The organism is Paraburkholderia tuberum STM678 (assembly GCF_902833905.1).
Classification (GTDB): Bacteria; Pseudomonadota; Gammaproteobacteria; order Burkholderiales; family Burkholderiaceae; genus Paraburkholderia; species Paraburkholderia tuberum.
In genome coordinates, this window is record NZ_CADFGP010000035.1 from 62377 (window position 1) to 89107 (window position 26731).

Sequence of the window (26731 nt, forward strand, 5' to 3'; positions counted from 1 at the left end):
ACGCGAAACGGCTCGGGCCTGATCGGCAATCGCGCCGACATACTGCGCCGAGGCCGCCCCACAGTGTGCCGTGCATCTGTGACCGTAGCGCGTGACATGGCGCCGCTGCGTGCAGACGCGCGATAATCCGCGACATTCCACGCCAACTTCCTTCCCCTTCGATGAGACCTCCGCGCCTCGACCAGCTCGACGACCTCGACCGCAACCTCGTTGCACTGCTGCAAGCCAACGCGCGCGAGAGCGTCGCGAATCTTGCGCGGCAGCTCGGCGTCGCGCGCACGACCGTGATCGCGCGCATTGCGCGGCTCGAGCGCAGCAACGTGATCGCCGGCTACAGCGTGAGGCTTGGCCAGGATGTGCTCGATTCGAGCATCGTCGCGTATGTCGGCATCATCATCGCGCCGAAGCACGGACCGGCCGTGCAGAAACGCCTCGGCAAAATGCCCGAAGTGCAGATGCTGTGCGCGGTCAGCGGCGAATTCGACTACGTGGCATGGCTGCGCGCCGATTCGCCCGAGCGGCTCAACGATCTGCTCGATCAGATCGGCGGGCTAGAGGGCGTCGAGCGGACCACGACGTCGATCATTCTCGCGCGCAAGATCGACCGCGGCACGGTGTGAGTCGGCGCGCGGCGTAACCTCTTCGCGAGTGCTGCGAGAGTCCATCGTTGACGCCTTTTTTACGCTGTTTCGACAAATCGTTTGAGCGGTTCGTCAGAACGTCGAACGGGATGGTCATACCGCAGCATTTTGCGCGTATGAACTGTTTTTGCTTCTTCCTACACTGTCATTCAAGGGTTCGGCCCGCAGGCGCCGCGCGCAACACGCGGCGCACTTCCCAAGCTCAGAGACAGCACATGGATAACAAGGAGAAGCAGATGAAAGTAGCTATCGTCGGCGCAGGTCTGATCGGTCACACCATTGCCCATATGCTGCGCGAGACGGGCGACTACGAAGTCGTCGCGTTCGACCGCGATCAGCACGCGCTCGACAAGCTCGCCGCCCAGGGCATTCCTACCCGCCGCATCGATTCCGCCGACGCCGCCGTGCTGCGCGCCGCGATCCAGGGCTTCGATGTGCTGATCAACGCGCTGCCGTACTACCTCGCGGTCAACGTCGCATCGGCCGCGAAGGGCGCGGATGTCCATTATTTCGACCTGACCGAGGACGTACGCGCGACGCACGCGATCCGCGCGATCGCCGAAGATGCCGATCACGCATTCATGCCGCAGTGCGGTCTCGCGCCGGGTTTCATCGGCATTGCCGCGCACGAGCTCGCGAATCGCTTCACGGAAATCCGCGACGTGAAGATGCGCGTCGGCGCGCTGCCCGAGTTTCCGACCAATGCGCTGAAGTACAACCTGACGTGGAGCGTCGACGGCCTGATCAACGAGTACTGCCAGCCGTGCGAGGCCATCCGCGATGGCCGCACGCAATGGGTGCAGCCGCTCGAAGGCCTCGAGCACTTCTCGCTCGACGGCACCGAGTACGAAGCGTTCAACACGTCGGGCGGGCTGGGCACGCTGTGCGAAACGCTGGCGGGCCGCGTCGAATCGCTCGACTACAAGTCGGTGCGCTATCCGGGTCATCGCAACCTGATGCAGTTCCTGCTCGAAGACCTGCGTTTGTCGAGCGACCGCGATACGCTGAAGACCATCATGCGCCGCTCGGTGCCGTCGACCGCGCAAGATGTCGTGCTGGTGTTCATCACCGTGAGCGGCATGCGCGACGGTCAGCTCGTGCAGGAGGTGTTCACGCGCAAGATCTTCGCGAAGACCGTCTGCGGCGTGCCGATGAGCGCGATTCAGATCACGACCGCCGGCGCGATGTGCGCGGTGCTCGATCTGTTCCGCGAGCGCAAGCTGCCGCAAAAGGGCTTCGTGCGCCAGGAGCAGGTGTCGCTCGGCGATTTTCTGGCGAACCGCTTCGGCAAGTTGTACGAAGGGCAGTCGCTGGAGGCGATGGCGACCGTTTGAGGCCGGCATGGCTCGCGTCGAATGAAAAATCCCCGTACGTCGCCGACGTACGGGGATTTTCCGTTTTTCAGCCATCATCGGGCCAGCGCGGCACTCGCCAGACAGAAGGGAGGGCCGTCATGCAGCCACGATTTGCGCGACGAGCGCTTCATGGTCCGCCGAACTGGGCGCGGTATTGTCGAACATCAGCAGACCCTCGCGGCTCGCGCCGCTCGGCTCGAAGCGCCGCCGCCGGTAGTCGTCCCAGTGCGCGAGCTTGTACGCATCGTTGGGATTCGCGCGCGCGACGATCCGCTGCCGCGCCACGTCCTCCAAGGTCCGCACCCACACGACACGCAACCTCACGTCCGGCGCGACGCCGAGCCACGCATGATCGAACAGCCGCCGCTCGCGCACCTCGCGAGACAGCGGGCCGACGACCAACGCGCTGATGCCGAGTTCGAGATTGTCGCGCGCCGTATCGATGAGGCCGCGATACTCGGGGTCGCGCAGATGCTGCAGGAAAAGAGGGCTGTCGCGATCGTTCGGATCGCCGGTCAGCATCGCCATCGCGGCCGCGCTATAGCCGCCGTACAGCGTGTCCTTGTCGAGCAGGCAGAAGGGGGTGCCGCTCACTTTCATCAGCGGGCCGAGCAGTTTTTTCGCCAGCGTCGTCTTGCCCGTGCCCGCATGACCGCAAAAGAAAACCAGAGAAGTCACGCAGGCTTGTCCTCACGCGGCGCGTCGGCGTCATCGGGGCGCGGGTCGCGCGCGAACGTGCCGTTGGCCTCGAGCCACATCACGTTGATGATGCCGAAGCCGAGCGCCACACCCACGCCGAGAATCCAGGTGAAATACCACATCGCAGTCTCCTTGATCGTGCGTCCGGCGACGCGGATCGACAGGCATGCCGGCAACCGACGATGGCCAGCCGCGAGCGCGGCCGCCTGCACCGATCATGAAGAAGAATGCCGCGCCATGCAAGAGGCGCGGCGCCCGAGCTCCGTGCACCGTGGCTGGCGGTATGTCCGCGCGTTGCTATGATGCGCAACGGTGATGCGTACGAGCGTACCGTGTCCGCCGAACCGGCGGACGCGGAGCGACGACCCACACCGCGTAGTCGGAAACTCGGGCCACAATCGAGAGCACAGGGGAGAACCAGCATGCCGATGCGCCAGTCTTGCCGCTGCCGGGCCGCACGGATGGCCGGGTCCGCACGCTGCGCCGCGTTGGCCGCATGCGTCGCGCTCAGCGTGCTCACGCTGGCCGGCTGCGCGTCGACGCCGGCCGAGCCGGTACCGTTCAAACCGGTGCCTGCCGAGCGCATCGTCAGACAGGGCTATACGGCGCCGGGCCCCGGCCTCGTCGCGGTGGACGTGCGGCGCGAGCGTTCGCGCGACGTGATCGTGCGGTTCCGCAATGCGCTCGTCTATATCGACGGCGAGCGCGTGACCGACCTGATGAACGGCGAGCACGTGGTGTTCTATCTGCCGCCCGGCGCGCATCGGATCGGCGTATCGACGCAGTTCGATCCGGTCATCGAGCTGAACTTCGTCGTGACGGCCGACCCGCGCTACACGAACCGCGCCTCGGTCACGTTCAACGACGATCACCGCATCGGCCTGCAGCGGGTCGCGCAGTAGCGTGCGGTCGAGCATTAACAATTGGAAACGCGCGGCTTAGGTATCGCGCCTTAACATGGCGGCTGATTCAAGCCGGCTGAAAGCGTGCTTGTCCGTTCATGCAGACCCGTCGACCGTCTTACGCAATGCTTACGTGAGAGGGTGGCGAGGTCTGCTTTTGTATGCAAGGTAATCCGAACATGCTGATCAATTGCGCCGCCTATCAGGACGGCCGGAAACTCGCCGACATCGATATCGACAGCATCAGCGACTACGTCGCGCGGCCCGAGTGCTTCGTCTGGGTCGCACTGAAAGACCCGGAGCCCGAGGAACTCGCGGCCATGAAAGACGAGTTCAATCTGCACGAGCTCGCGATCGAAGATGCGCAAAACGGCCATCAACGGCCGAAGATCGAGGAGTACGGCGATTCGCTGTTCACCGTGATGCACACGGTCGAGATGGACGAGCAGGGCGAATTCGTGATCGGCGAAGTCGACGTGTTCGTCGGCAGCAACTATGTGCTGTCGGTGCGCCGCGGCACGCGCACCGGCTTCAAGAGCGTGCGCGCGCGCTGCGAGCACGAGCCGCATCTGTTGAAGGAGGGCTCGGCGTTCGTGCTGTACGCGCTGATCGACGATGTGGTCGACCGTTATTTCCCGGTCGTGGAGGCGATCAGCACCGAGCTCGAAACGCTCGAGGACCGCATCTTCGAGAAGAACGATTCGGCCGCCTCGCGCGCGATCGTGCAGGACCTGTACACGATGAAGCGCCGGCTCGTGATCCTCCAGCACCATATCGTGCCGCTGCAGGAAGCGGTCGGCAAACTGACGGGCGGCCGCATTCCGAGTGTCTGCGCAGGCATGCAGGCGTACTTCCGCGACGTCTACGATCACCTCGACCGGATCGTCAGAACCATCGAGGGGCGCCGCGAAATCGTCGTCACGGCGGTGCAGGTGAACCTCGGCATGATCTCGCTCGCCGAGAGCGAAATCACCAAGCGGCTCGGCTCGTTCGCGGCGCTGTTCGCGGTGCCGACCATGATCGCCGGCATCTACGGGATGAACTTCGAGCGCATTCCCGAGCTGCATTTCAAGTTCGGCTATCCGGTCGTGCTGGCGGTGATGCTGGCGATCGACTGCGTGCTGTACCGGCGTTTTCGCAAGGCCGGCTGGCTGTAGCCGGCGCACCTTTCAATTTCCTCGGGGTTTCACTTGCGGCGCGCGCGATACCAGGCCAGCATAAGCGGCCTGTGGGTCGCGCCGCACGTAACGCACAGGCGTCATCGACTGCACGAACTGAGCGAGGGAACCTTGCCACACGCTGCCCGGATCGATCGAGCGCATTGCGGCGCCGCAGATGTTGCGCGCCGGTGCGTTGCAACAGCGCGAATCGTTGACATTCCGAAGAGCTTGCGCTGAGAATGGGCCTCGCAAACGGTTGCGCATCACAAAAAATACGGCTCGCCCGCGAGCCTGACAACCTTGGAGATACGCATGAGCCATCGAACCCGTCGTCGCATTCTTGCCGCCGCAGTTCTCGCCGCCGCCTCCGCCGTCCTGCCTTTTTCCGCCGCCCACGCGCAGAACGCCCCGGCTCATAAGCCGAAGGTCGCGCTCGTGATGAAGTCGCTCGCCAACGAGTTCTTCCTGACCATGGAGACCGGGGCGAAAGACTATCAGAAGCAGAACCCCGGCAAGTTCGACCTGATCACCAACGGCATCAAGGACGAAACCGACACCGCCAACCAGATCCGCATCGTCGAGCAGATGATCGTGTCGAAGGTCGACGCGATCGTGCTCGCGCCGGCCGATTCGAAGGCGCTGGTGCCGGTCGTCAAGAAGGCGGTCGACGCGGGCATCATCGTCGTCAACATCGACAACCGGCTCGATCCGGACGTGCTGAAGTCGAAAGACCTGAACGTGCCGTTCGTCGGCCCCGACAATCGCAAGGGCGCGCGGCTCGTCGGTGACTACCTCGCGAAGCGCCTGAAGGCCGGCGACGAGGTCGGCATCCTCGAAGGCGTGTCGACCACCACCAACGCGCAGCAGCGTACCGCGGGCTTCAAGGACGCGATGCAGGCAGTCGGCGCGAAAGTCGTGTCGGTGCAGTCGGGCGAGTGGGAAATCGACAAGGGCAACGCGGTCGCATCGGCCATGCTCAACGAGTATCCGAACCTGAAGGCGCTGCTCGCCGGCAACGACAACATGGCAATCGGCGCGGTGTCGGCCGTGCGCGCGGCCGGCAAGCAGGGCAAGGTGCTGGTGGTCGGCTACGACAACATCAACGCGATCCATCCGATGCTGAAGGACGGCCGCGTGCTCGCCACCGCCGACCAGTTCGCGGCGAAGCAGGCCGTGTTCGGCATCGATACCGCGTTGAAGGCATTGAGCGAAAACAAGAAGCAGTCGCAGCTGTCGGGCGTCGTCGAAACGCCGGTCGTTCTGGTGACGAAGGACACCCTGAAGTAAGCGCGCCGCGCCCGGCGTGAAGCACGAGCCGGGCGCAGCCGGAAAAACGCACGGGAAGCCGCAAAAATCACCACGAATTATGGATAGCGTGTTTTAGAGGCAAACCACCACCCAGCGATCCGCTTTTATTCAACGAACGCTCAAGAATCCCGCCGCACCGCCGTTAATCCCAGAGATAAGCGTCATGACGGCGGCTCGCGTGGTGAGAGGGAGCGCGGCCATGAGCAGATGTGCATTCCGCGTAGTGGGGCGCCACGAAGGCGCCAGAAGCGCCATGTAACCAGGAGCGCGATGGATTCGACCGACCACGACGCCTTGCCTGTCGTACTGAGCGTCAGCGGCATCGGCAAGACGTATGCCGAACCCGTGCTCGCCGACGTATCGCTGTCGCTGCGAGCGGGCGAGGTATTGGCGTTGACCGGCGAGAACGGCGCGGGCAAGAGCACGCTGTCGAAGATCATCGGCGGGCTGGTCGAAGCGAGCGCGGGCACGATGCGCCTTGCCGACGCGCCGTACGCGCCCGCGAGCCGCACCGAGGCCGAGGCGCTCGGCGTGCGCATGGTCATGCAGGAGTTGAATCTACTGCCTACGCTGTCGGTCGCCGAGAACCTGTTCCTGAACCGGCTGCCGCGTGCGGGCGCGTTCAGCTTCGGCTGGATCGATCGCGGCAAGCTGCGCGAGAACGCGCGCGAGGCGATGGCGCAGGTCGGGCTCGACGCGATCGATCCCGACACGCTGGTCGGCGAACTGGGCATCGGTCATCAGCAGATGGTCGAGATCGCCCGCAACCTGATCGACGACTGCCGCGTGCTGATCCTCGACGAGCCGACCGCGATGCTGACCGCGCGCGAAGTCGATCTGCTGTTCGAGCAGATCGGGCGGCTCAAGGCTCGCGGCGTCGCGCTCGTCTATATCTCGCACCGGCTCGAAGAGCTGGCGCGGGTCGCCGAACGGGTCGCGGTGCTGCGCGACGGGCGCCTCGTGCATGTCGACGCGATGGCGAACCTGACGAGCGAGCAGATCGTCACGTGGATGGTCGGCCGCGAGCTCGGCGAGCATATCGATCTCGGCGAGCGCAACATCGGCGCGCCGTTCCTGAAAGTGGAGCGGCTCGCGCGCGGCAAGGTCGTGCGCGACGTGTCGTTCGAGGTGCGCGCGGGCGAGATTTTCGGTGTGAGCGGACTGATCGGCGCGGGCCGCACCGAGCTGATGCGGCTCATCTACGGCGCCGACCGCAAGGACGGCGGCAGCGTGTCGCTCGCCGCGACGCCGGGCGCGCCGCCTACGCCGGTGCGAATCGACTCGCCGGCGGACGCGGTACGCGCGGGTATCGCGCTGATCACCGAAGACCGCAAGGGCGAAGGCCTGCTGCTGCCGCAACCGATCGCGGCCAACCTGTCGCTCGGCAATCTCGGCAGCGTCGCGCGGCACGGCCTCGTCGACGCGAAGCGCGAGAACGCGCTGGCGCACCAGCAGATCGCCGCGATGCGGATTCGCAGCTCGGGGCCCGCGCAGGTTGTCGGCGAGCTGTCGGGCGGCAACCAGCAGAAGGTCGTGATCGGCCGCTGGCTCGCGCGCGACTGCCGCGTGCTGTTGTTCGACGAACCGACGCGCGGCATCGACGTCGGCGCGAAGTTCGATATTTACGGCCTGATGGGCGCGCTCGCGCGCGACGGCCGCGCGCTCGTCGTGGTGTCGAGCGATCTGCGCGAACTGATGCTGATCTGCGACCGGATCGGCGTGATGTCGGCGGGCAGCATGACAGGCGTGTTCGAGCGCGCGAGCTGGAGCCAGGATGCGCTGCTCGCGGCTGCGTTCGCCGGCTACCGCGGCCGTGACGCGCTGCTGCACACGCACGGCGTCAACGAAGCAGGGAGTCTGTGATGACCGATCAATCGTGGCGCGAGGCGACGGGTGTCAAACAGGACGGCCAGCAGGACGGCAAGCAGGACGGCAAGCAGGGCGGTGCGCCGGACGCGCCCGCCGTGACGCCGCCCGCCGATCGGTCGGCGCCGCTCGCGAGCGGCAAGCCGGCCGGCACGCGGCTCGGCTTTTCGAACTACCTGGGCCTCGCCGGCGCGCTGCTCGCGATGATCGTGCTGTTCTCGCTGCTGAGTTCGCACTTTCTGACCTACGACACGTTCAGCACGATCGCGAACCAGATTCCGGATCTCGTCGTGATGTCGGTCGGCATGACCTTCGTGCTGATCATCGCGGGGATCGATCTGTCGGTGGGCTCGGTGCTCGCGCTCGGGGCGTCGGTGGTCAGCGTGGTGACGCTGAAGTGGGGCTGGGGGCCAGCTGCCGGCGCGTTGCTCGGGGTCGCGGTCGCGGCGCTGACCGGCACCGTGACCGGCGCGGTGACGGTGGGCTGGCGAATTCCGTCGTTCATCGTGTCGCTCGGCGTGCTCGAGGCGGCGCGCGGCATGGCGTATCAGATGACCAATTCGCGCACCGCGTATATCGGCGATGCGTTCGATTTTCTGTCGAACCCGATCGCGCTTGGCATCTCGCCGGCCTTTCTGATGGCGGTCGCGGTGATGGTGATCGCGCAACTGGTGCTGACGCGCACGGTGTTCGGGCGCTATCTGATCGGGATCGGCACCAACGAGGAAGCGGTACGGCTCGCGGGCGTCAATCCGCGGCCGTACAAGGTGATCGTGTTCGCGCTGATGGGCGCGCTGTCCGGACTCGCGGCGCTGTTCCAGATCTCGCGGCTCGAGGCGGCCGATCCGAATGCGGGTGTCGGCGTGGAGCTGCAGGTGATCGCGGCGGTCGTGATCGGCGGCACGAGTCTGATGGGCGGGCGTGGTTCGGTTATCAGCACGTTCTTTGGCGTGCTGATCATTTCGGTGCTGGCGGCGGGCCTCGCGCAGATCGGCGCGAACGAGCCGACCAAGCGCATGATCACCGGCGCGGTGATCGTGGTGGCGGTGGTGCTCGATACGTACCGCAGCCGTCGCAAACGCGCCTGAGATGGGAGCCGCGGCGCAACGATGATTGAGTGCATGGGACCGGAGTAAGCGCTAAAGCGCTAACTCCGTTCGACCGCGATGAAACTGCATGGGATCGGAGTAAGCGCTAAAGCGCTAACTCCGTTCGACAGGAGAGCAACAGGTTATGACGACGATCAAGGATGTAGCGGCGGTGGCGGGCGTGTCGTTCACGACGGTATCGCACGTCGTGAACAACTCGCGGCCGGTGTCGGCCGATGCGCGCGCGAAAGTCGAGCACGCGATCCGTCAACTGCACTATGTGCCGTCGGCGGTCGCGCGCTCGCTGAAGGCGCGCACGACCGCGACGATCGGACTGGTGGTGCCGAACAGCACGAACCCGTATTTCGCGGAGCTCGCGCGCGGTATCGAGGATGGCTGCGCGCGCAATGGCTACTGCGTGTTCTTCTGCAACTCCGACGATGACCCCGCGAAGCAGCGCAACTATCTGCGCGTGCTGCAGGAAAAACGCATCGACGGATTGATCGTCGCGTCGGCCGGCGACGACGCCGTGCTCGCGCAGGCGCTCGCCGACGCGCGCGAGCCGCTCGTGGTGGTGGACCGCAACATCGAGGGAGTCAGCGCGGACCTCGTGCAGATCGATCACGAGAAGGGCGCGTATCTGGCCACCCGGCATCTGCTCGAGTTCGGGCATGTGCGGATCGGTTGCATCACGGGGCCGGTGCAGACCGCGGTCAGCGCGATGCGGGTGCACGGCTTCATTCGCGCGATGGCCGAGCGTGGCATCGAGATTCCGGCCGATGCGATCGTCGAAAGCGATTTTTCGGGGACGGGCGGACATCGCGCGGCCGCGCAGCTGTTCGATACGGTCAGGCCGTCGGCGATTTTCGCGGGCAACGACATGATGGGCATCGGCGCGTTGCGCGCGGCGGCGGAGCGCAATATCAGCGTGCCGCGCGATTGCTCGATCATCGGTTTCGACGATATCGAGCTGGGCCGCTTCACGTTCCCGTCGCTGTCGACGGTCGGACAGTCGGTGCGCGCGCTTGGCGACACGGCCGCGCAGACGCTGATCGACCGGATCGCCGAGGCGTCGTCGAACAGCACCACGCGAGCGCCTGCGCGCCGCCGCGTGGTGTCGCCGCGGCTGATCGTGCGGGAGTCCACCGCGACATGGGCGGGCGAGGAACGGCGGGATCTGGCGGCCTGATGCGCCGGATCAAGGACGCATGAGGGGTGCTCGAAGGACGCGCGCGCAATCGCGACGCGACCCGTCGCGCAACGGAGGACACTCGAGTGGCAAGCAACCCAACGCGCGCACGCGTCACGGTGGTCGGTAGTCTGAACATGGACCTCGTGGTGCGTTCGCCACGCCTGCCCCAACCGGGCGAGACGCTGGCCGGCCGCGGCTTCGCGCAGGTCGCGGGCGGCAAGGGCGGCAACCAGGCGGTCGCGGCCGCGCGGCTCGGCGCGCAGGTGTCGATGCTCGGCTGCGTCGGTGCCGATGCGAATGGCGCGCAGCTGCGCGCGGGCCTCGAAGCGGAGCGCATCGACTGCGCCGCGCTCGAAACCGGCAGGGAGCCGAGCGGTGTTGCGCTGATCGTCGTCGACGATGCGAGCCAGAACACGATCGTGATCGTCGCGGGCAGCAACGGCGAGCTCACGCCGGCCACCATCGCGCGACACGAAGCGACGCTCGCCGCCGCCGCCGTCGTGATCTGTCAGCTCGAAACCCCGCCCGAATCGGTGCGCGCGGCGCTGGCGGCGGCGCGGCGGCTCGGTAAGACCGTGATCCTGAATCCGGCGCCCGCCACCGCCCCGTTGCCGGCCGACTGGCTGCCGCTGATCGACTACCTGATTCCGAACGAACTCGAAGCCGCCGCGCTGAGCGGTCTCCCCGTCGACTCGCCCGCGGACGCCGCACGGGCCGCCGCCGCATTGCGTGCGGCCGGCGCGCGCAACGTGCTGGTCACGCTCGGTGCGCGCGGCGTGCATGCGTCGCTCGAAGGCGCGGCCGCGACGCTGTACGACGCGCCGCGCGTCGAGGCGGTCGACACGACCGCGGCCGGCGACACCTTCATCGGCGGCTTCGCGGCGCAGCTCGCGCAGGGCGCGAGCGTCGATGCGGCGATCCGCTTCGCGCAGCGCGCCGCCGCGCTATCGGTGACGCGCGCGGGCGCACAGCCATCGATTCCGACGCGCTCCGAGCTCGACGCATCGGACTGATGCCGCGGCGGCATTGGCACCGCGCACGCTGCCTGATCGAACTGTCCTGCCACCGCTTCGGGCGACTCCGAACGGCTCGCATCTCCACCCATTCCCGCCAACACAACGTCAAAAATCGTGCTTTGACGAATATCGCCGCGTTTCCCTGCGCGCCGCGAACACACTCATTTGCAGTCAACTTGCTTTCAACGTCTTACAACGTCTTTGTTCATACCTTTTAAATGCTTCAAGTCTATGAGTGCGCTGCCGTAAACGGAAATTAGAGCGCTCTTTCAAAAAAGCGCCGGACCCAACACACGCCGCTCCCACGCTGCGTAGGCAGCAGCCTCTCATTGAGTACAGCACACAGGACCAAGCATGTTGAATAAAGGCATCACGATCAAGGCGCGAATTGGCCTCACGATGGCGTTCCTCGCCGCGTTGCTGGTTGCGATCGGCGTTTTCGGTCTGTTCGGCATGAGCCGTTCGAACGACGCGTATGAGGACACGTTCACCAACGCGATGCCGGGCGCGGTGAACATCGGCAACGCGGAAATCTACGCGGCGCGCGAACGACTCGCGCTCGACCGCGCCGCGTTCCTGGTCGGCACACCGGAAGCGGCCACCACCATCGAGCGCGGGCGCATGCTCGGGGGCACGTCCGACATGTGGTGGAAGAAATATCTCGATCTGCCACGCGACGCGGACGAAGACCGGCTTGCGCAGGACGTCGCCGCGAAGCGCAACGCGCTGCATCAGCAACTCGAAACGTTCGCGGCGGCGATCACGGCGAACGATCAGGGCAAGCTGGTCGAGCACGCGAAGAATCTGCAGGTCGTCTTCAACGACCTCGTCGGCGCCGACGACGCGCTGCGCAAATACCAGTTCGATTCGGCCAGGGAGGGCTTCGACTCCGCGCAGAGCAGTTTCCAGACCTTCCGCGTGGTCAGCATCGGCGCGCTGGTGGTCGGCGTGCTGGCGGCGGCGCTGTCGTATCTGACGCTGAGCCGCTCGATCGCGCGTCCGCTCGACGAAGCGCTCGGCCACTTCGATGCGATTGCGGCCGGCGATCTGCGTCATCCGGTGATCGCGACATCGCGCGACGAAATGGGGCAACTGCTCGAAGGCATCGCCAGAATGCAGCGCAGCCTCACCGAAACGGTGCGCAGCGTGCGCGGCGGTAGCGAGTCGATCGCGACCGCGACGCGCCAGATCGCGGCGGGCAACATCGACCTGTCGTCGCGGACCGAGGAGCAGGCGTCGGCGCTGCAGGAAACCGCCTCGAGCATGGAGCAGCTGACCGGCACGGTGCGGCAGAATGCCGACAACGCGCGCCAGGCGAGCGCGCTCGCGGCCAACGCGTCCGAGATCGCCAACAAGGGTAGCGCGGTGGTCGGCCAGGTGGTCGGCACGATGGGCGACATCAACCAGAGCTCGGCGAAGATCGCCGACATCATCTCGATCATCGAAGGCATTGCCTTCCAGACCAACATCCTCGCGTTGAACGCAGCCGTCGAGGCGGCGCGCGCCGGCGAGGAGGGGCGCGGCTTCGCGGTCGTCGCGGGCGAAGTGCGCAGCCTCGCGCAGCGTTCGTCGGCGGCGGCCAAGGAGATCAAGGAGCTGATCGATACGTCGGTCGAGCGCGTGCAGTCGGGCTCGGCGCTCGTCGACGAGGCCGGCCGCACGATGAGCGAAATCATCGGCGCGGTGCAGCGTGTGACCGACATCATGGGCGAGATCGCGGCGGCGTCGGAGGAGCAGAGCGGCGGCATCGACCAGGTCGCGCGCGCGGTCACGCAGATGGACGAGGTCACGCAGCAGAATGCGGCGCTCGTCGAGGAAGCGGCCGCCGCCGCGTCGTCGCTCGAGGAGCAGGCGGCGCGGCTGCGCAGCGCGGTCGCGGTGTTCCAGGTCGACGACAGCGGCCGGGGCGGTCACGAAGCGGCGTCGGCGCTTGCGGCGCCGAAGCGCCCGGTGTCCGCGAGCCCGGTCGCTACACGCGCACGCAAGCTCACGCTGGCGACGGCCCAGGCGGCGTTGCCGGCGAAGTCATCGATCCCGGCCGCGGCCGCTGTCGCGCCGCCGGTAGCGGCCGCCTCCACGCCCACGCCCACGCGCGCGCCGGCCAGGTCCGCGGCGACGGCCGGCAGCGATCGGGATTGGGAGACCTTCTGAGCTGGCTCGGATCAGGTGTACATGGGCAGCGGCGCTGTCGTGCGTCAGGTGAGTCGAGACGCGCCGTTCCCGTTCGCTAGCTGTCCGGCGTCCGCGTCGCACCCGCGACGATCGCTTCGCGAAAAGCCGCGCCTGGACACCCCATGCGCGGTTTTTTTCAGCTCCGGCAAGAATTAACGTTTGCGCGCCGCCGCCTTTCACCGGCGCGTGTCGCGATCCGGTACATTGACGGGCACGGCCCCGATCCGTTTGCGCGGCGCGCGGCTGCCCGCACCTCCAACAGGTGGTTCCCACATATTGCTACGTCCTGCGAACCCTGCCATGCGCCAGCCACAAGGAACCGACATGACGCGATACGATCTTGCGCAACGCCTCGTCGAGGCGCGCCGGCAGCGCCGGCCGATCGACGCGCCCGCACCCGACAGCCTGCCGCCCGACGCGGCGACCGCCTACGCGATCCAGCAGGCGGTGATCGTGGGCCTCGGCGAGTCGACCGGCGCGTGGAAGATCGGCGCGAAGTCGCCGGGCGGCGCCGCGTCGGGCGCACCGATTCCGGCCTCGCTGGTGATGCCATCGCCAGCGAGGCTCGCGCATGACGGCTTCTTTCGCGTGCTGGTGGAGCTCGAGATCGCGTTCCGCTTCGACGTGACGATCGAGCCGCGCGCTCAGGCGTATGCGCGCGACGAGGTACTGTCGAAGGTCGGCGCCGTGCTGCCGGCCATCGAGATTGTCGACAGCCGCTTCGCCGAATGGCCGAACGTCGCGCCGCTCGCGCAGTTGGCCGACGCGCAGAACAACGGCGCGCTGATCACCGGCCATCCGGCCGTCTATGCGAGCCTCGCGCGCGGCTTCGACTTCGTGTCGCCGGAACTGGAGCTGAGTTTCAACGGCCGCTCGCTGATACCGGAAGTGACCGGCAATCCGGCAGGCGATCCGCGCGAGCTGCTCGTGTGGTTCGTCAACCATTGCGCGGCGATGGGCATCACGATCGAGCGCAACTGGACCTTGACCACCGGTTCATACGTCGGCGCGCACAAGATCGACGAACCCGGCATCGTGCGTGGTCATATCGACGGATTGGGTGAAGTGGAAATTGAACTGACCTGATCGATGCTGCGGCGCTTGTAACCGCAAATTACAACGCTTGATTCCAAACGGCTGCCCGCGTGCAGCCGTTTTTATTTTGGCGAATTTGAAACGGTGGCAGTCTTTGAATCGTCAACCTGTTCGAATGCATTTGTTGCAACATTGCCGCGTCCTTCCGTATACACCTATGAGAGCGCCGTGAGTTCGTCACGTGCATGCTTTTGGTGACGAAGTGTGCGTGCGCAGACAGCCGCATTTTGGTGGACGGTCGACGGTGCGGGTACGGGATGTGCAATAGCAACGCGGTGACTTGACGCGATGCAGCGGTAGGGCGAAGTCCTGCAGGAGCACTGAATAGAGCGATGCGGTGCTGAAGAAAGTAGCGATACAGCGGTGCAGCAGATGAGGTGACTGGTTGCTGCGTGAGCAAAAAAAATTGTAGGTGGTTGAATCTCTGTTTCCAAGTGAGGATTGTAGGGTGGCGGTTACGGCGCGATTTTCGCAACGTAGTCCGTGAAAAAAAATTTAAAAGGGTTTAGGATGAATTCGAGCGATGTCGTTTCCGAATAGCGCGCCGCGCACGACATCGCCCCAGACTTCGGCGAGGAGGTAGCATGGATATCTACAGCAGTTTCGCGACCCGCTTCGAGAAAACACGGGAGGACGAACTCTCGCTCGAGGAGTATCTCGCGCTCTGCAAAGACAATCCCGCCGCGTACGCCACTGCGGGCGAACGCATGTTGACGGCAATCGGAGAACCGGAACAGATCGACACTCGCAACGATCCGCGTTTATCGCGTATCTTCGCGAACAAGGTCATCAAGGTATACCCCGCATTCCGTGAATTCTACGGAATGGAAGAGGTGATCGAGCAGGTGGTCGCCTACTTCCGGCATTCGGCCCAGGGGCTCGAAGAAAAGAAGCAGATCCTGTATCTGTTAGGACCGGTCGGCGGCGGCAAGTCGTCGATCGCGGAACGTCTGAAGCAATTGATGGAACGCGTGCCGTTCTATGCGATCAAGGGCTCGCCCGTCAACGAATCGCCGCTCGGTCTGTTCGACTACGAGGAAGACGGTCCGATCCTCGAAGAGCAATATGGCATTCCTCGTCGCTACCTGCGAGGCATTCTGAGTCCGTGGGCGGTCAAGCGCCTGCACGAATACAACGGCGACATCCGCAAGTTCCGCGTGGTGCGCCGCTATCCGTCGATCCTTCGCCAGATCGCTATCTCGAAGACCGAACCGGGCGACGAGAACAATCAGGACATTTCGTCGCTGGTCGGCAAGGTCGACATCCGCAAGCTCGAACAGTACGCGCAGGACGATGCCGACGCGTACAGCTACTCGGGCGGCCTGTGCCTCGCCAATCAGGGCCTGCTCGAGTTCGTCGAAATGTTCAAGGCGCCGATCAAGGTGTTGCACCCGCTGCTCACGGCGACCCAGGAAGGCAACTTCAAGGGCACGGAAGGCTTCGGCGCGATTCCGTTCGACGGCATCATCCTCGCTCACTCGAACGAATCGGAATGGAAGGCATTCCGCAACAACCGTAACAACGAGGCACTGCTCGACCGGATCTTCGTCGTCAAGGTGCCGTACTGCCTGCGCTATAGCGAAGAGGTCAAGATTTACGAGAAGCTGCTGCGCAACTCGTCGCTCGCCAGCGCGGTCTGCGCGCCGGGCACGCTGAAGATGATGGGGCAGTTGTCCGTGCTCACGCGTTTGCACGAGCCGGAGAACTCGAGCCTGTTCTCGAAGATGCAGGTCTACGACGGCGAGAATCTGAAGGACACGGACCCGAAGGCGAAGTCGTATCAGGAGTATCGCGACTTCGCGGGCGTCGACGAAGGCATGACCGGCGTGTCGACCCGCTTCGCGTTCAAGATTCTGTCGCGCGTGTTCAACTTCGACTCGACCGAGGTCGCGGCCAATCCGGTGCATCTGATGTACGTGCTCGAACAGCAGATCGAACGCGAGCAGTTCCCGCCGGAAACCGAGCAGAAGTATCTGTCCTTCATCAAGGACGTGCTCGCGTCGCGCTATGCGGAGTTCATCGGCAAGGAGATTCAGACCGCTTACCTGGAGTCGTACTCCGAGTACGGTCAGAACATCTTCGACCGCTATGTCACGTATGCGGACTTCTGGATCCAGGATCAGGAGTTCCGCGACCACGACACCGGCGAGAGCTTCGACCGTGCCGCGTTGAACGCCGAGCTGGAGAAGATCGAGAAGCCCGCGGGCATCAGCAATCCGAAGGACTTCCGCAACGAGATCGTGAATTTCGTGCTGCGTGCGCGGGCTGCGAATGCGGGCAAGAACCCCGCGTGGATCAGCTACGAGAAGCTGCGCGTCGTGATCGAAAAGAAGATGTTCTCGAACACGGAAGAGCTGTTGCCGGTGATCTCGTTCAACGCGAAAGGCTCGGCCGAAGAGCAGCGCAAGCATGAAGACTTCGTCAATCGCATGGTGGCGAAGGGCTATACGCCGAAGCAGGTGCGCTTGCTGTGCGACTGGTATCTGCGCGTGCGCAAGTCGTCATGATGCGCGCATGATACTCATGGTGTGCCGCCCGTACGGTTCGACCGTACGGGCAACCGGCGAGGCGCAAGCCGCATAGCATTGCACTGCGCGGCGGGCGTCTCGCGCACCCGAAATATTAGTGCGGCCGCAGGGAATCGCGGTTGCATGGACGGGAGACCGGGCGTGCTTCATCAAATCATCGACCGCAGGTTGGCAGGCAAGAACAAGAGTATTGCGAACCGTGAGCGCTTTTTGCGCCGCGTCAAAAACTATATTCGTCGTGCCGTTTCGGAGGCGGTGCGTGATCGCAGCATCAAGGACATCCAGAACACCCAGAGCATCACCATTCCGCGCAAGGACATCGCGGAGCCGTCGTTCCGTCATGGACCGGGCGGCCGGCGCGAGATGGTGCATCCCGGCAACTCGGACTACATCCGCGGCGACAAGATCAAGCGCCCGCAAGGCGGCGGTGGCGGCGGCGGAGGCAGTCAGGCCAGCAACGAGGGCGAGGGTCAGGACGACTTCGTGTTCGAGCTGAGCCGCGAAGAGTTCATGCAGTATTTCTTCGACGACCTCGAACTGCCGCGTCTCGTCAAGACCCATCTGATGGCCGTGCCGACGTGGAAAAGCGTCCGCGCGGGCTGGGCCGCGGAGGGCACGCCAAACAATATCGACGTGGTGCGCTCGTTGCGCAGCGCGCTCGGCCGGCGCATCGCGCTCGGCGCGCCGCTCGTCAACCAGCTGCACGAAATGGAGCGGCAACTGGAAGAGTTGAAGGCCGATCCCGCCGATCGCCGCGACGAGATCAAGCTGCTCGAGGACGACATCCACCATCTGAAAGGACGCATCTGGCGGATTCCGTTCATCGATCCGTTCGATCTGCGCTACGTGAATCGCGTGAAGCAGCCTACGCCGTCGAGCCAGGCGGTGATGTTCTGCCTGATGGACGTGTCCGGTTCGATGGACGAGCAGCGCAAGGATCTCGCGAAGCGCTTCTTCATCCTGCTGTACCTGTTCCTGAAGCGTAACTACGAGCGCATCGAAGTCGTGTTCATCCGCCACCACACGCGCGCCGAGGAAGTCGACGAAGACACGTTTTTCCACTCGACCGAAAGCGGCGGCACCGTGGTGTCGAGCGCGCTCGAGCTGATGCGCAAGGTGATGGACGAGCGCTACTCGCCGACTGAATGGAACATTTACGGCGCCCAGGCGTCCGACGGCGACAACTGGACCGACGACTCGCCGAAGTGCCGCAAAATACTCTCGGATGACATCCTGGAGAAGGTGCGGTATTTTGCGTATATTCAGGTGACGCCCGAAGAGCAGAATCTGTGGCTCGAATACGCGCAACTGGCGCTGTCGCAACCGCACATGGCGATGAAGAAGGTCGAAACCGCGGCCGATATTTATCCGGTGTTTCGCGAGCTGTTCGAGAAGCAGGCGGCGACTTCTTGATGGGATGCTGGTGGCGCACGAAGCGCCTGAACGACGAAGCGCGCGGCGATTCGTACGACAAGGGGTGACCCGCCGTATGACCGCGCCGCAGCGCAACAAAGGCGTGCCGCAGCGACAGTCGGGGCATGCCGAGGCAGGAGCGGCCAGCACGGGAGCCGCTCACGCCGGAGCAGTCCGCGATGCTGCAGCACGGGACACACCGGAACGCCCAACGAGGGCAAAGGGAAGTCCGTATGAACGTAGCCGATAGACGGCCTCTGCCGTGCCCGTCCGACTGGACCTTCGACTTGATCGAAGAGTACGACTCGCATATTGCCCGTGTTGCGGAGCAATACGAGCTCGACGTATATCCGATCCAGCTCGAACTCATCAGCGCCGAACAGATGATGGATGCCTATGCGTCTGTCGGCATGCCGGTGAACTACCGTCACTGGTCGTTCGGCAAACATTTCCTTGCTACCGAAAAAAGCTATCGCCGCGGCCAGATGGGGCTCGCGTACGAAATCGTCATCAATTCGAACCCCTGCATCGCCTATCTGATGGAAGAGAACACGATGACGATGCAGGCGCTCGTCATCGCGCATGCGGCCTATGGTCACAACTCGTTCTTCAAGGGCAACTATCTGTTCGGCTTATGGACGGACGCGCACGCGATCATCGACTACCTCGTCTACGCAAAGAATTACATCGCGGAATGCGAGGAGCGCTATGGGCTCGATCGCGTCGAGGAATTGCTCGACTCGTGCCACGCGCTGATGAATTACGGCGTGGACCGCTACAAGCGTCCGCAGAAGCTGTCGCTCCAGAAGGAGTTCGCCGCGCGTCGCGAACGTGAGGCGTATCTGCAGTCGCAGGTCAACGAGTTGTGGCGCACGTTGCCCACGCGCCATACGCCGCTGCCCGAAGAGGTCGAGGGGCGCTATCCGCCCGAGCCGCAGGAAAACCTGCTGTATTTCGCGGAGAAAAACGCGCCGCTGCTCGAAGCGTGGGAGCGCGAGGTGATCCGGATCGTGCGCAAGATCGGTCAGTACTTCTATCCGCAGCGGCAGACCCAGGTGATGAACGAAGGCTGGGCGACGTTCTGGCACTACACGCTGCTCAATACGATGTACAACCAGGGCAAGCTCGAAGACGGCTTCATGATGGAGTTTCTCCATTCACACAGCAACGTCGTCTATCAGCCGCCGGTCACGAAGCCGTATTACAGCGGCATCAATCCGTATGCGCTGGGCTTTTCGATGATGAGCGATATCCGGCGCATCTGCGAAGCGCCTACCGACGAAGACCGCAAGTGGTTTCCGAATCTGGCCGGCAGTCCGTGGCTGCCCGCGATGCACTACGCGATGCGCAACTTCAAGGACGAGAGCTTCATCGCGCAGTATCTGTCGCCGCATCTGATCCGCGAAATGCGCCTGTTCTCGGTGCTCGACGACGACATGCGCGACGCGCTCGAAGTGTCGGCGATTCACGACGATAGCGGCTACCAGTACGTGCGCCAGGCGTTGTCGCGGCAGTACGACATGCATCACCGCGAGCCGAACATTCAGGTGTGGGCCGTCAATACACGCGGCGATCGCAGCCTGACGTTGCGGCATTTCATGAGCGACAACCGGCACCTGTCGTCGGATAGCGAGGAGGTGCTCAAGCACATGGCGCGCTTGTGGCAGTTCGACGTGTACCTCGAGAGCGTCGACGAAAACGGTACCGTCAGAAAACGCTACGACTGCCGGTATATGCCGCCGTCCGTGAGAATATGAGCGCCGCCTGACTCCCGCCTGAGCGGTTCGTGTCGCCCGTCAAGCCCCTGCCAGTCCCCAACTGGCAGGGGCTTTGTTCTATTGGTGCGCAAATCCGGCCGACCCAGGGCTTTCATCAGGCCATGCTGACAAAAAACCTTCCTGTGCTTTCATTTATGTAAAATTCGCGCACCCGCGGCGGCCGCTCAGGCTGGGCGCGCGACATCAAGGCGGCACCACGACCGTCCTCCTCGTTTAAATAAGGAAAGACACCAGCATGAACGACCAAACCGAACAATACGTCGTGGCCTCGGCGCACGACACGCGGCGCCGCATTTTTGCAATCGTCGGCGCTTCATCGGGCAATCTCGTCGAGTGGTTCGACTTCTATGTGTATTCGTTCACGGCGCTTTACTTCGCGCCGTCGTTCTTCCCGAGCGGCAACACGACCACGCAGTTGCTGAACACGGCCGGCGTGTTCGCCGCGGGCTTCCTGATGCGGCCGATTGGCGGCTGGTTCTTCGGGCGGCTCGCCGACAAACGTGGTCGCCGCACCGCGATGATGGTGTCGGTATTCATGATGTGCGGCGGCTCGCTGGTGATCGCGATGCTGCCCACCTACGCGCAGATCGGCGCGCTCGCGCCGGCGTTGCTGCTGCTCGCGCGGCTGTTGCAGGGGCTGTCGGTGGGCGGCGAATACGGCACCAGCGCGACCTATATGAGCGAAGTCGCGTTGAAGGGCCGGCGTGGCTTTTTCGCGTCGTTCCAGTATGTCACGCTGATCGGCGGCCAACTGTGCGCGCTGCTCGTGCTCGTGACCCTGCAACAGACGCTGACGACCGAAGAGCTGAAGGCGTGGGGCTGGCGTGTGCCGTTCGTGATTGGCGCCTTCGCCGCGTTGATCGCGCTCTATCTGCGTAAATCCCTTGATGAAACCACCACCGCGGCGATGCGCCAGCGCAAGGAAGCGGGCACGCTGCGCGGGCTGTGGGAGCACAAGAGCGCGTTCATGACGGTGCTCGGCTTCACGGCCGGCGGCTCGCTGATCTTCTATACGTTCACCACCTACATGCAAAAGTACCTGGTCAACACGGCCGGCATGCACGCGAAGACCGCGAGCTCGGTGATGACCGCCGCGTTGTTCGTCTACATGCTGATGCAGCCGGCGTTCGGCGCATTGTCGGACCGCATCGGGCGGCGCCGCTCGATGCTGTGTTTCGGCCTGTTCGCGACGCTCGGCACGGTGCCGCTGCTGCATGCGCTGAAAGACGTGACGAGCCCGTATGCGGCCTTCGCGTTGGTCGTGGTGGCGCTCGCGATCGTCAGCTTCTATACGTCGATCAGCGGCCTGATCAAGGCGGAAATGTTTCCACCGCAAGTGCGTGCGCTTGGCGTAGGGCTGTCGTATGCGCTCGCCAATGCGATCTTCGGCGGCTCGGCGGAATATGTCGCGCTGTGGCTGAAGTCCGCCGGTGTCGAGACGATGTTCTTCTGGTACGTGACGGCGCTGTGCGCACTCGCGGGTATCGTGTCGCTGCGCATGCGCGATCCCTCGTCGGAAGGGTATCTGCGGCACGAGCCGTGAACCGCTAGTCGGGCACGGCGAAACGTCGTGCCGCGGTGGCAGCGTTCAGGCGGCGGCCCAGGGCAACCGGGCCGCCGTTTTTCATGGCATCGACGTTTGCGCGTCAATCCGCAAGCGAGGAGCAGCGCGCTTCGCTCAACTGACGACGATCCGTCTCCCCCACGCATGCAGCAGGTCGCGCAAGCTCTCGGCCTGTTCCATCGTCGACGAACTCATCGACCCTCGCGGCCTCATTCACCGTGGCCGCGCCAACGGCCGCGACCGTCGCCATCGACGGCGTCGCCGCTACGCCGGCGACAGCATCGGCCGCGGCGCGCGGCATCGGCAGACGGCCACGCCAGGCCGCGCGCGCCAGCATCAGCAGATGGTAGTAAAGCCGCGCGCTAAAGCCGTAGTTGTAGGCGAACAGATGCGCGCGCGCGATGCGCCAGCCCGCGCGCGCCTCGCCGTTTCTCGCGTGAATCGACACCACGATCGGTACGAGCCGCCGCAGCGCCTGCCGCCGCGACGGTTCGAGCGGCGCCGGCAGACGCAGCGACTTCACGAACGCATAGGCACTCAACGTTGCGGCCATGCTCGTGCCGCGCGTGCTGTGCGAGACCGACGTCGCGGTCTTCCGATACACCGACACATAGTCGTGCAGATAAAACACCTCGCGCGCGGCCAGGCATAGCTCATAGCGTTATACATAAGTCCTTAGCCGAGCCCGTCGCGGAGCGCGCGTAGCGTGTCAGCGGCAGCGAGTACCTGATCGAGCCCTCGCCAGATGGTCTTGGCACCCGGTTCACCGTCGCTCTTTCGGCCGAGGAAACCACCGATTTGCGCAATCAGCCGCACGACCTCATTCACAGTGGGCGGCGGCGTCGGCATCTTCTTTTTGGCCAGCAGATGGGCGCCACGAATTTCGTCCGGATCGAAGAACAAGGCGGCATCCAGATCCGGACAGGTCCGGCCTTTGCGCATCAGATACGTCACACGCCATGCCACTACCAGGAACAAGGCCAGCGCACGCTCGATCCGGTCGACAGCGGCCAATTGCAGGGTCTCGACTTCGCAGCCGTTCTTGAGCACATGGAAATAGATTTCGATTTCCCATCGGGCCCGGTACCAATTGATCAGTTCGACCGCGTCTTCCTGGGTTGCGACGGCTCGGTTGGTCAGCAAACGCCACTCAATCGGCTTGATGCCAGCGGGCGCCCCCACTTCGCGTGCGATTACGCAGTGAACCTTGAGCTTGCCGCGTTCGCCGTCCACTATCTCGACTTCGCGAGCCCACAGTTGCTGGCGTACGGTGCGGCTCTTCTGAGTCTCGCGGGCGCCGGTCATGAAGGTGATTTCACCCAAGGGCTCAGCGCTGGTTGTACTCGCCCACAGCCTGGCGCCGTCACCGCCGGGCAGGCAGCGGTCATGTTGGGCGCGCACCAGCCAGTCCGCTGGCGTGCCCAGTTCGTGCGCCCGGCGCATCATTTCCACCATGTCCGCCTCGCGGTCGGCCACGTACACCAGTCGCGTGTGCGGCATGTCCGGCGCCATTTCCGCCACGCGCTCGTAGCCTTCGATCCAGCGCGTGCTTTCTTTCGGCCCAGGACGTACACCATCGGCGTCAAGCTCCTCGCGCGCCCACATCCATGCATCGAGCACGCCCAGCGGTTCGCGTTCGGTCGTCACCGCATAGGTCGGGTGCAAGTACAGCCCGCGCCTTGCTTCGTAGTTCAACGGCCCCAGACCGTCGATGTCCTGGCCGTTAAAATCAAGCTCGGTGGTGTCCTGGATGCACAGCACGACCGACTGGCTGCGCATGCGTTCCTGCGTGCTCGCCCAATGCGGCTCCAGGATGGCTTCCCAGGCCACATCCGTATTGCGCAAAAATCGGTACGCCGCGCACGTCTCGCTCCAGCTATCGCACGCCTGGGGGATACTGGCCGTCGGATTGGCCGCAAGTCGTTCCATCAATTTCTTTGCCCTCCTGTCCAGGCGGGCGTCGCCAAGGTCCAGCCCCGCAAATTCCTGCTCGATCCACTGCTGTGCCGCCTTCGTCACCGCGTCCGCCCAAATTACGAGAGTAGACGCGATCCGGCCAAAGTTTACAAGCACGGCTTTCAAGTCATTGAATGTAAACGGCTTGCTGGCGCGGGCGGCTGCCGCAGCGAGATGTGTATAACGCTATGGTCCGAAGCCTCGAAAATGCGTGATTCCACTTGCGGATGGATTCGCTATCTGCTGGTGCTCTGTCTCAACAAACCGGAAGCGTAGTGAGCACTTCGACAAACTGAGTCCCGCCGTTGGAAACGCAGAGCACATGATCCACAAAAGAAAGGCCCGGTTTCGCGTCCTGATCGCACGGGCGCGCAGATGGCGGATGCCACGCGATGGCGTCATCTACGCGGGATGCGGTGTGGTGCTCGCAATGCTCGCGCTGTGTGGCTACGCGCTGTATCAGAGCCGCGAGGATGCGATTGCGCGCGCACTCGATTCGACGCGCGATGTCGCGACGATCACCGAGCGCGACATCGCGCGCAATTTCGAGCTGTACGCGCTGTCGCTGCAGGCCGTCGCCGATGGCCTCAGGCGTCCGGGCGTGCTCGATTCGCCGCGTTTGCGGCGCGAGATCCTGTTCGATCGCGCGGCGACCGGGCAATACGTCGGCGCGATGGTGGTGATCGACGCACTGGGCAACGTCGTGATCGATTCGGATAGCGACGTGCCGCGCGGGGGAAACCTCTCGGACCGTCCGTACTTCAGGATTCATCGTGAAGCTCCGGATCTCGGGCTCGATGTCAGCGCGCCGTACAACTCGAGACTCAGACCCGGTTCGCGCAGCATCGCGCTGAGCCGGCGACTGTCCCGGCCTGACGGATCGTTTGCGGGAATCGTCGCGCTCGGTATCGATCAGGAGTATTTCACGAGCCTGTTCGCGGATCTTCGGATCGGGCAGCATGGCTCGGTGTCGATCGTTAGAACGGACGGCACGATCATCGTGCGACGGCCCGACGATCGACACGTGACGGGCAGCGACATCAGCAAGACGGCGTTCTTCCAGCACCTGCTCGCGAAAGACGAGGGCAGCTTAATCGCGTCTTCGCCGCTCGATGGCGCCGAGCGGCTTTACTCGTTCAGACGGATTCCGCAATTGCCGCTGATCGTGCTGGTCGCCGAGGCGACCGACGATATCTATGCGGGCTGGTGGGGGCGCGCGCTGACGATCGGTTCGCTGATGCTGATCTTCGGGATCGGCGTGATCGTGTTGGCGGCGTGGCTCGGCGCCGAGTTGCGGCGTCGACAGCGGGTGGAGCACGAGCTCGAACGGCTTGCCGGCACGGATGGACTCACCGGCCTGCCCAATCGCCGCGCGCTGTGCGAAACGCTCGAGCGCGAATGGCTGCGCGCGCGCCGCACGGGCAGCGTGTTGTCGCTACTGTTCGTCGATATCGATCACTTCAAAGCCTATAACGATACGTATGGTCATCAGGCCGGCGACGTCGCGCTGACCGCGGTCGCGCGCTGCATCCGCAGGGTGATCCAGCGGCCGGGCGATTGCGTCGGTCGATACGGCGGCGAGGAGTTCGTCGTGGTGCTGCCGGATACCGACGCCGCCGGTGCCGGGGTGGTCGGCGAGAACATCCGCGTGGCGATCGGCGAGTTGGGCATCGCGCACCAGGGCGGCGAGTTCGGTCGCGTGACGGTCAGCATCGGCGCGACCACGTCGCGCTCGGATCGGGTGACGGATGTCAGCGTCGTCGTTCGGGCTGCCGATGAGGCGTTGTATACGGCAAAGGCCCGTGGCAGGAATAGGGTCGCGCAAATGGGAGTTGGGTGACCGGTCGCTCCTGATTTTTCTGCGCCGGAAATGAAGAAGGGTTGCGACGCTTTCGCGTGCAACCCTTTCTGAATTTCCGCGACGTGCTACCCTCGCGCCGGTTGTCGATGATGCCTGGATTAGAACGAGCCAGCGATAACGCGCACCAGCCCACTGCGCAGCGGCGGCGCTGCTTCAGCGAACTCGAGATTCACCTTGTTGGCGACGCTCAAGATGCGGGTCTGATACGTACGATAGTTCGTATCTTCGCTGTAGGTCACGGTTGTGCCGCCGCTGTTGCCTTGGTGCAGGTTGTGCGTGGAGTTTTCGTGGCTCGCTACGCCACTGTGCTGGCGCTCCTTGATTTGCACGTCGGTAATGGCGGGGACCGACGCTGCTGCGCCGACGTGTCTATGCATCTGGCCGGTGCAAGGTAGGTGAATTCCTGAACCGGCCAGATCTCACTTCGCACGGTGGGGAATCGGGCCAATGTGGGAGCAGCCGTCTGCTGAGCACGCAGAAAGGGCGAACAGATCACGATGGACGGAGGCTCGGCAAGGCGCTGGCTGATCGCGTGGGCCTGCTGTTCGCCCAATTCAGTCAGTGGGATCGACGCCGGGTCGCTGGTCGCATGGCCAGCGTTCGCGGCACTCTCACCATGCCGGAAGCATAGAACTCGAAGTAGGGGCATGTCTTGGGGGGCTCCGGTAGTTCTTCAGCGCAGAGCGTCGCCCGCGCTCGGAGCTTAGAAATTGCGACGTCGCACGAAATGACGTCCGTCCATAGGCGTCTAATTGTATTGCGCAATACAAATTTAGACGTGGTCTCCCCGCTCACTGACCGCATCCGCATTCGCGCAGGGCGCGCACAGGAGGCGATAGCCTGGTCCTTGGAATGAGACGGGTGTTTGCCTGGTAACAACCATCCTATCAATCCCTGGATCAGCCTCCTCCGTTTCTCTTCAAGTACTTACCCGCGTCCTCTCCTCCATGCTGGCTTAAGTAAGTGCCATTCGTTCTAAGGCGAATGGCACTTACTTAAGCCCGTGGAGCGTGCCCATATTTTTGGACGCGCTCACGTGCGATGTGACGAGGCTCTTTCAGCCATGGGTAGGACTTCGGTCTTCGTTTGCGCATTCGTGGTTCGATGCGACCGGGGCGACTCCCAACGCAAGACTGC

21 protein-coding genes and 1 pseudogene are annotated in these 26731 nt (G+C 64.1%); 16 read left to right on the forward strand and 6 right to left on the reverse strand.

The window, feature by feature from the left end:
• Positions 1-161 precede the first annotated feature (161 nt).
• Together HWY30_RS26760 and HWY30_RS26765 are read left to right on the forward strand one after the other, a co-directional pair.
• The gene (locus HWY30_RS26760) at positions 162-620 is read left to right on the forward strand and encodes an Lrp/AsnC family transcriptional regulator (protein ID WP_090805298.1); all 459 of its coding nucleotides are present in this window, start codon (positions 162-164) and stop codon (positions 618-620) included.
• Between the two features lie 257 nt (positions 621-877).
• On the forward strand, positions 878-1975 hold the full coding sequence (locus HWY30_RS26765; protein WP_090805828.1) for a saccharopine dehydrogenase family protein: 1098 nt from the start codon (positions 878-880) through the stop codon (positions 1973-1975).
• A 117-nt stretch (positions 1976-2092) separates the two neighbouring features.
• Here the strand turns inward: HWY30_RS26765 and HWY30_RS26770 are convergent, their stop codons facing one another.
• Positions 2093-2674, reverse strand: a complete 582-nt coding sequence (locus HWY30_RS26770) for a P-loop nucleotide/nucleoside kinase family protein (RefSeq protein WP_090805297.1) — start codon at positions 2672-2674, stop codon at positions 2093-2095.
• Complete coding sequence (cydX, locus tag HWY30_RS26775) at positions 2671-2817, reverse strand: cytochrome bd-I oxidase subunit CydX (RefSeq protein WP_090805826.1); 147 nt, start codon at positions 2815-2817, stop codon at positions 2671-2673. Before cydX ends, HWY30_RS26770 begins: the two co-directional genes overlap by 4 nt.
• Positions 2818-3156: 339 nt before the next feature.
• Between cydX and HWY30_RS26780 the strand changes: the two genes are divergently transcribed.
• The 13 genes from HWY30_RS26780 to HWY30_RS26840 all read left to right on the forward strand — a co-directional run bounded on the left by HWY30_RS26780 (position 3157) and on the right by HWY30_RS26840 (position 21756).
• Positions 3157-3597 carry a DUF2846 domain-containing protein gene (locus HWY30_RS26780; protein WP_244145012.1) on the forward strand — a complete coding sequence of 147 codons (441 nt, stop codon included), beginning with the start codon at positions 3157-3159 and terminating at the stop codon, positions 3595-3597.
• Positions 3598-3776: 179 nt separating this feature from the next.
• Complete coding sequence (gene corA, locus HWY30_RS26785) at positions 3777-4754, forward strand: magnesium/cobalt transporter CorA (RefSeq protein WP_090805825.1); 978 nt, start codon at positions 3777-3779, stop codon at positions 4752-4754.
• A 315-nt stretch (positions 4755-5069) separates the two neighbouring features.
• Positions 5070-6044 (forward strand): sugar ABC transporter substrate-binding protein, encoded by a 975-nt coding sequence (locus HWY30_RS26790; RefSeq protein WP_090805823.1) that lies wholly within the window; start codon positions 5070-5072, stop codon positions 6042-6044.
• A 291-nt stretch (positions 6045-6335) separates the two neighbouring features.
• On the forward strand, positions 6336-7928 hold the full coding sequence (locus HWY30_RS26795) for a sugar ABC transporter ATP-binding protein (protein WP_090805289.1): 1593 nt from the start codon (positions 6336-6338) through the stop codon (positions 7926-7928).
• Positions 7928-9019, forward strand: a complete 1092-nt coding sequence (locus HWY30_RS26800; RefSeq protein ID WP_090805288.1) for an ABC transporter permease — start codon at positions 7928-7930, stop codon at positions 9017-9019. The genes HWY30_RS26795 and HWY30_RS26800 overlap by 1 nt, the downstream gene beginning before the upstream one ends.
• 145 nt (positions 9020-9164) lie before the next feature.
• A complete protein-coding gene (locus tag HWY30_RS26805; protein WP_090805286.1) occupies positions 9165-10208 on the forward strand; it encodes a LacI family DNA-binding transcriptional regulator in 1044 nt (347 codons plus the stop codon).
• A gap of 86 nt (positions 10209-10294) precedes the next feature.
• A complete protein-coding gene (rbsK, locus tag HWY30_RS26810) occupies positions 10295-11224 on the forward strand; it encodes a ribokinase (protein WP_090805821.1) in 930 nt (309 codons plus the stop codon).
• Between the two features lie 357 nt (positions 11225-11581).
• Entirely contained in the window at positions 11582-13378 is a 1797-nt protein-coding gene (locus tag HWY30_RS26815) for a methyl-accepting chemotaxis protein (protein ID WP_090805284.1), read from the forward strand.
• A gap of 345 nt (positions 13379-13723) precedes the next feature.
• Positions 13724-14485, forward strand: coding sequence for a 2-keto-4-pentenoate hydratase (locus HWY30_RS26820; protein ID WP_090805819.1), 762 nt, complete (start codon positions 13724-13726; stop codon positions 14483-14485).
• A gap of 593 nt (positions 14486-15078) precedes the next feature.
• Positions 15079-17001, forward strand: a complete 1923-nt coding sequence (locus tag HWY30_RS26825; RefSeq protein WP_090805283.1) for a PrkA family serine protein kinase — start codon at positions 15079-15081, stop codon at positions 16999-17001.
• 162 nt (positions 17002-17163) lie between these two features.
• Positions 17164-18435: a YeaH/YhbH family protein gene (locus HWY30_RS26830; RefSeq protein ID WP_090805817.1), complete on the forward strand. Its 1272-nt coding sequence runs from the start codon at positions 17164-17166 to the stop codon at positions 18433-18435.
• 233 nt (positions 18436-18668) lie between these two features.
• Positions 18669-20192, forward strand: a complete 1524-nt coding sequence (locus HWY30_RS26835; protein ID WP_090805281.1) for a SpoVR family protein — start codon at positions 18669-18671, stop codon at positions 20190-20192.
• Between the two features lie 256 nt (positions 20193-20448).
• The gene (locus HWY30_RS26840) at positions 20449-21756 is read left to right on the forward strand and encodes an MFS family transporter (RefSeq protein ID WP_090805279.1); all 1308 of its coding nucleotides are present in this window, start codon (positions 20449-20451) and stop codon (positions 21754-21756) included.
• 103 nt (positions 21757-21859) lie between these two features.
• Here HWY30_RS26840 and HWY30_RS26845 read toward each other — a convergent pair.
• Positions 21860-22432 (reverse strand): annotated as a pseudogene (locus HWY30_RS26845) (hypothetical protein); the annotation flags it as partial.
• Between the two features lie 20 nt (positions 22433-22452).
• Positions 22453-23796, reverse strand: a complete 1344-nt coding sequence (locus tag HWY30_RS26850; protein ID WP_425199403.1) for an IS4 family transposase — start codon at positions 23794-23796, stop codon at positions 22453-22455.
• A gap of 319 nt (positions 23797-24115) precedes the next feature.
• Here HWY30_RS26850 and HWY30_RS26855 point away from each other — a divergent pair, with 319 nt between their 5' ends.
• Positions 24116-25573, forward strand: a complete 1458-nt coding sequence (locus HWY30_RS26855; RefSeq protein ID WP_167368610.1) for a sensor domain-containing diguanylate cyclase — start codon at positions 24116-24118, stop codon at positions 25571-25573.
• A 119-nt stretch (positions 25574-25692) separates the two neighbouring features.
• Here the strand turns inward: HWY30_RS26855 and traT are convergent, their stop codons facing one another.
• Both traT and HWY30_RS43050 read right to left on the reverse strand, forming a co-directional pair.
• Complete coding sequence (gene traT, locus HWY30_RS26860) at positions 25693-25971, reverse strand: complement resistance protein TraT (RefSeq protein ID WP_090802262.1); 279 nt, start codon at positions 25969-25971, stop codon at positions 25693-25695.
• Positions 25890-26243: a phosphoglycerate mutase family protein gene (locus HWY30_RS43050; RefSeq protein ID WP_090805507.1), complete on the reverse strand. Its 354-nt coding sequence runs from the start codon at positions 26241-26243 to the stop codon at positions 25890-25892. The genes traT and HWY30_RS43050 overlap by 82 nt, the downstream gene beginning before the upstream one ends.
• Positions 26244-26731: the final 488 nt, after the last annotated feature.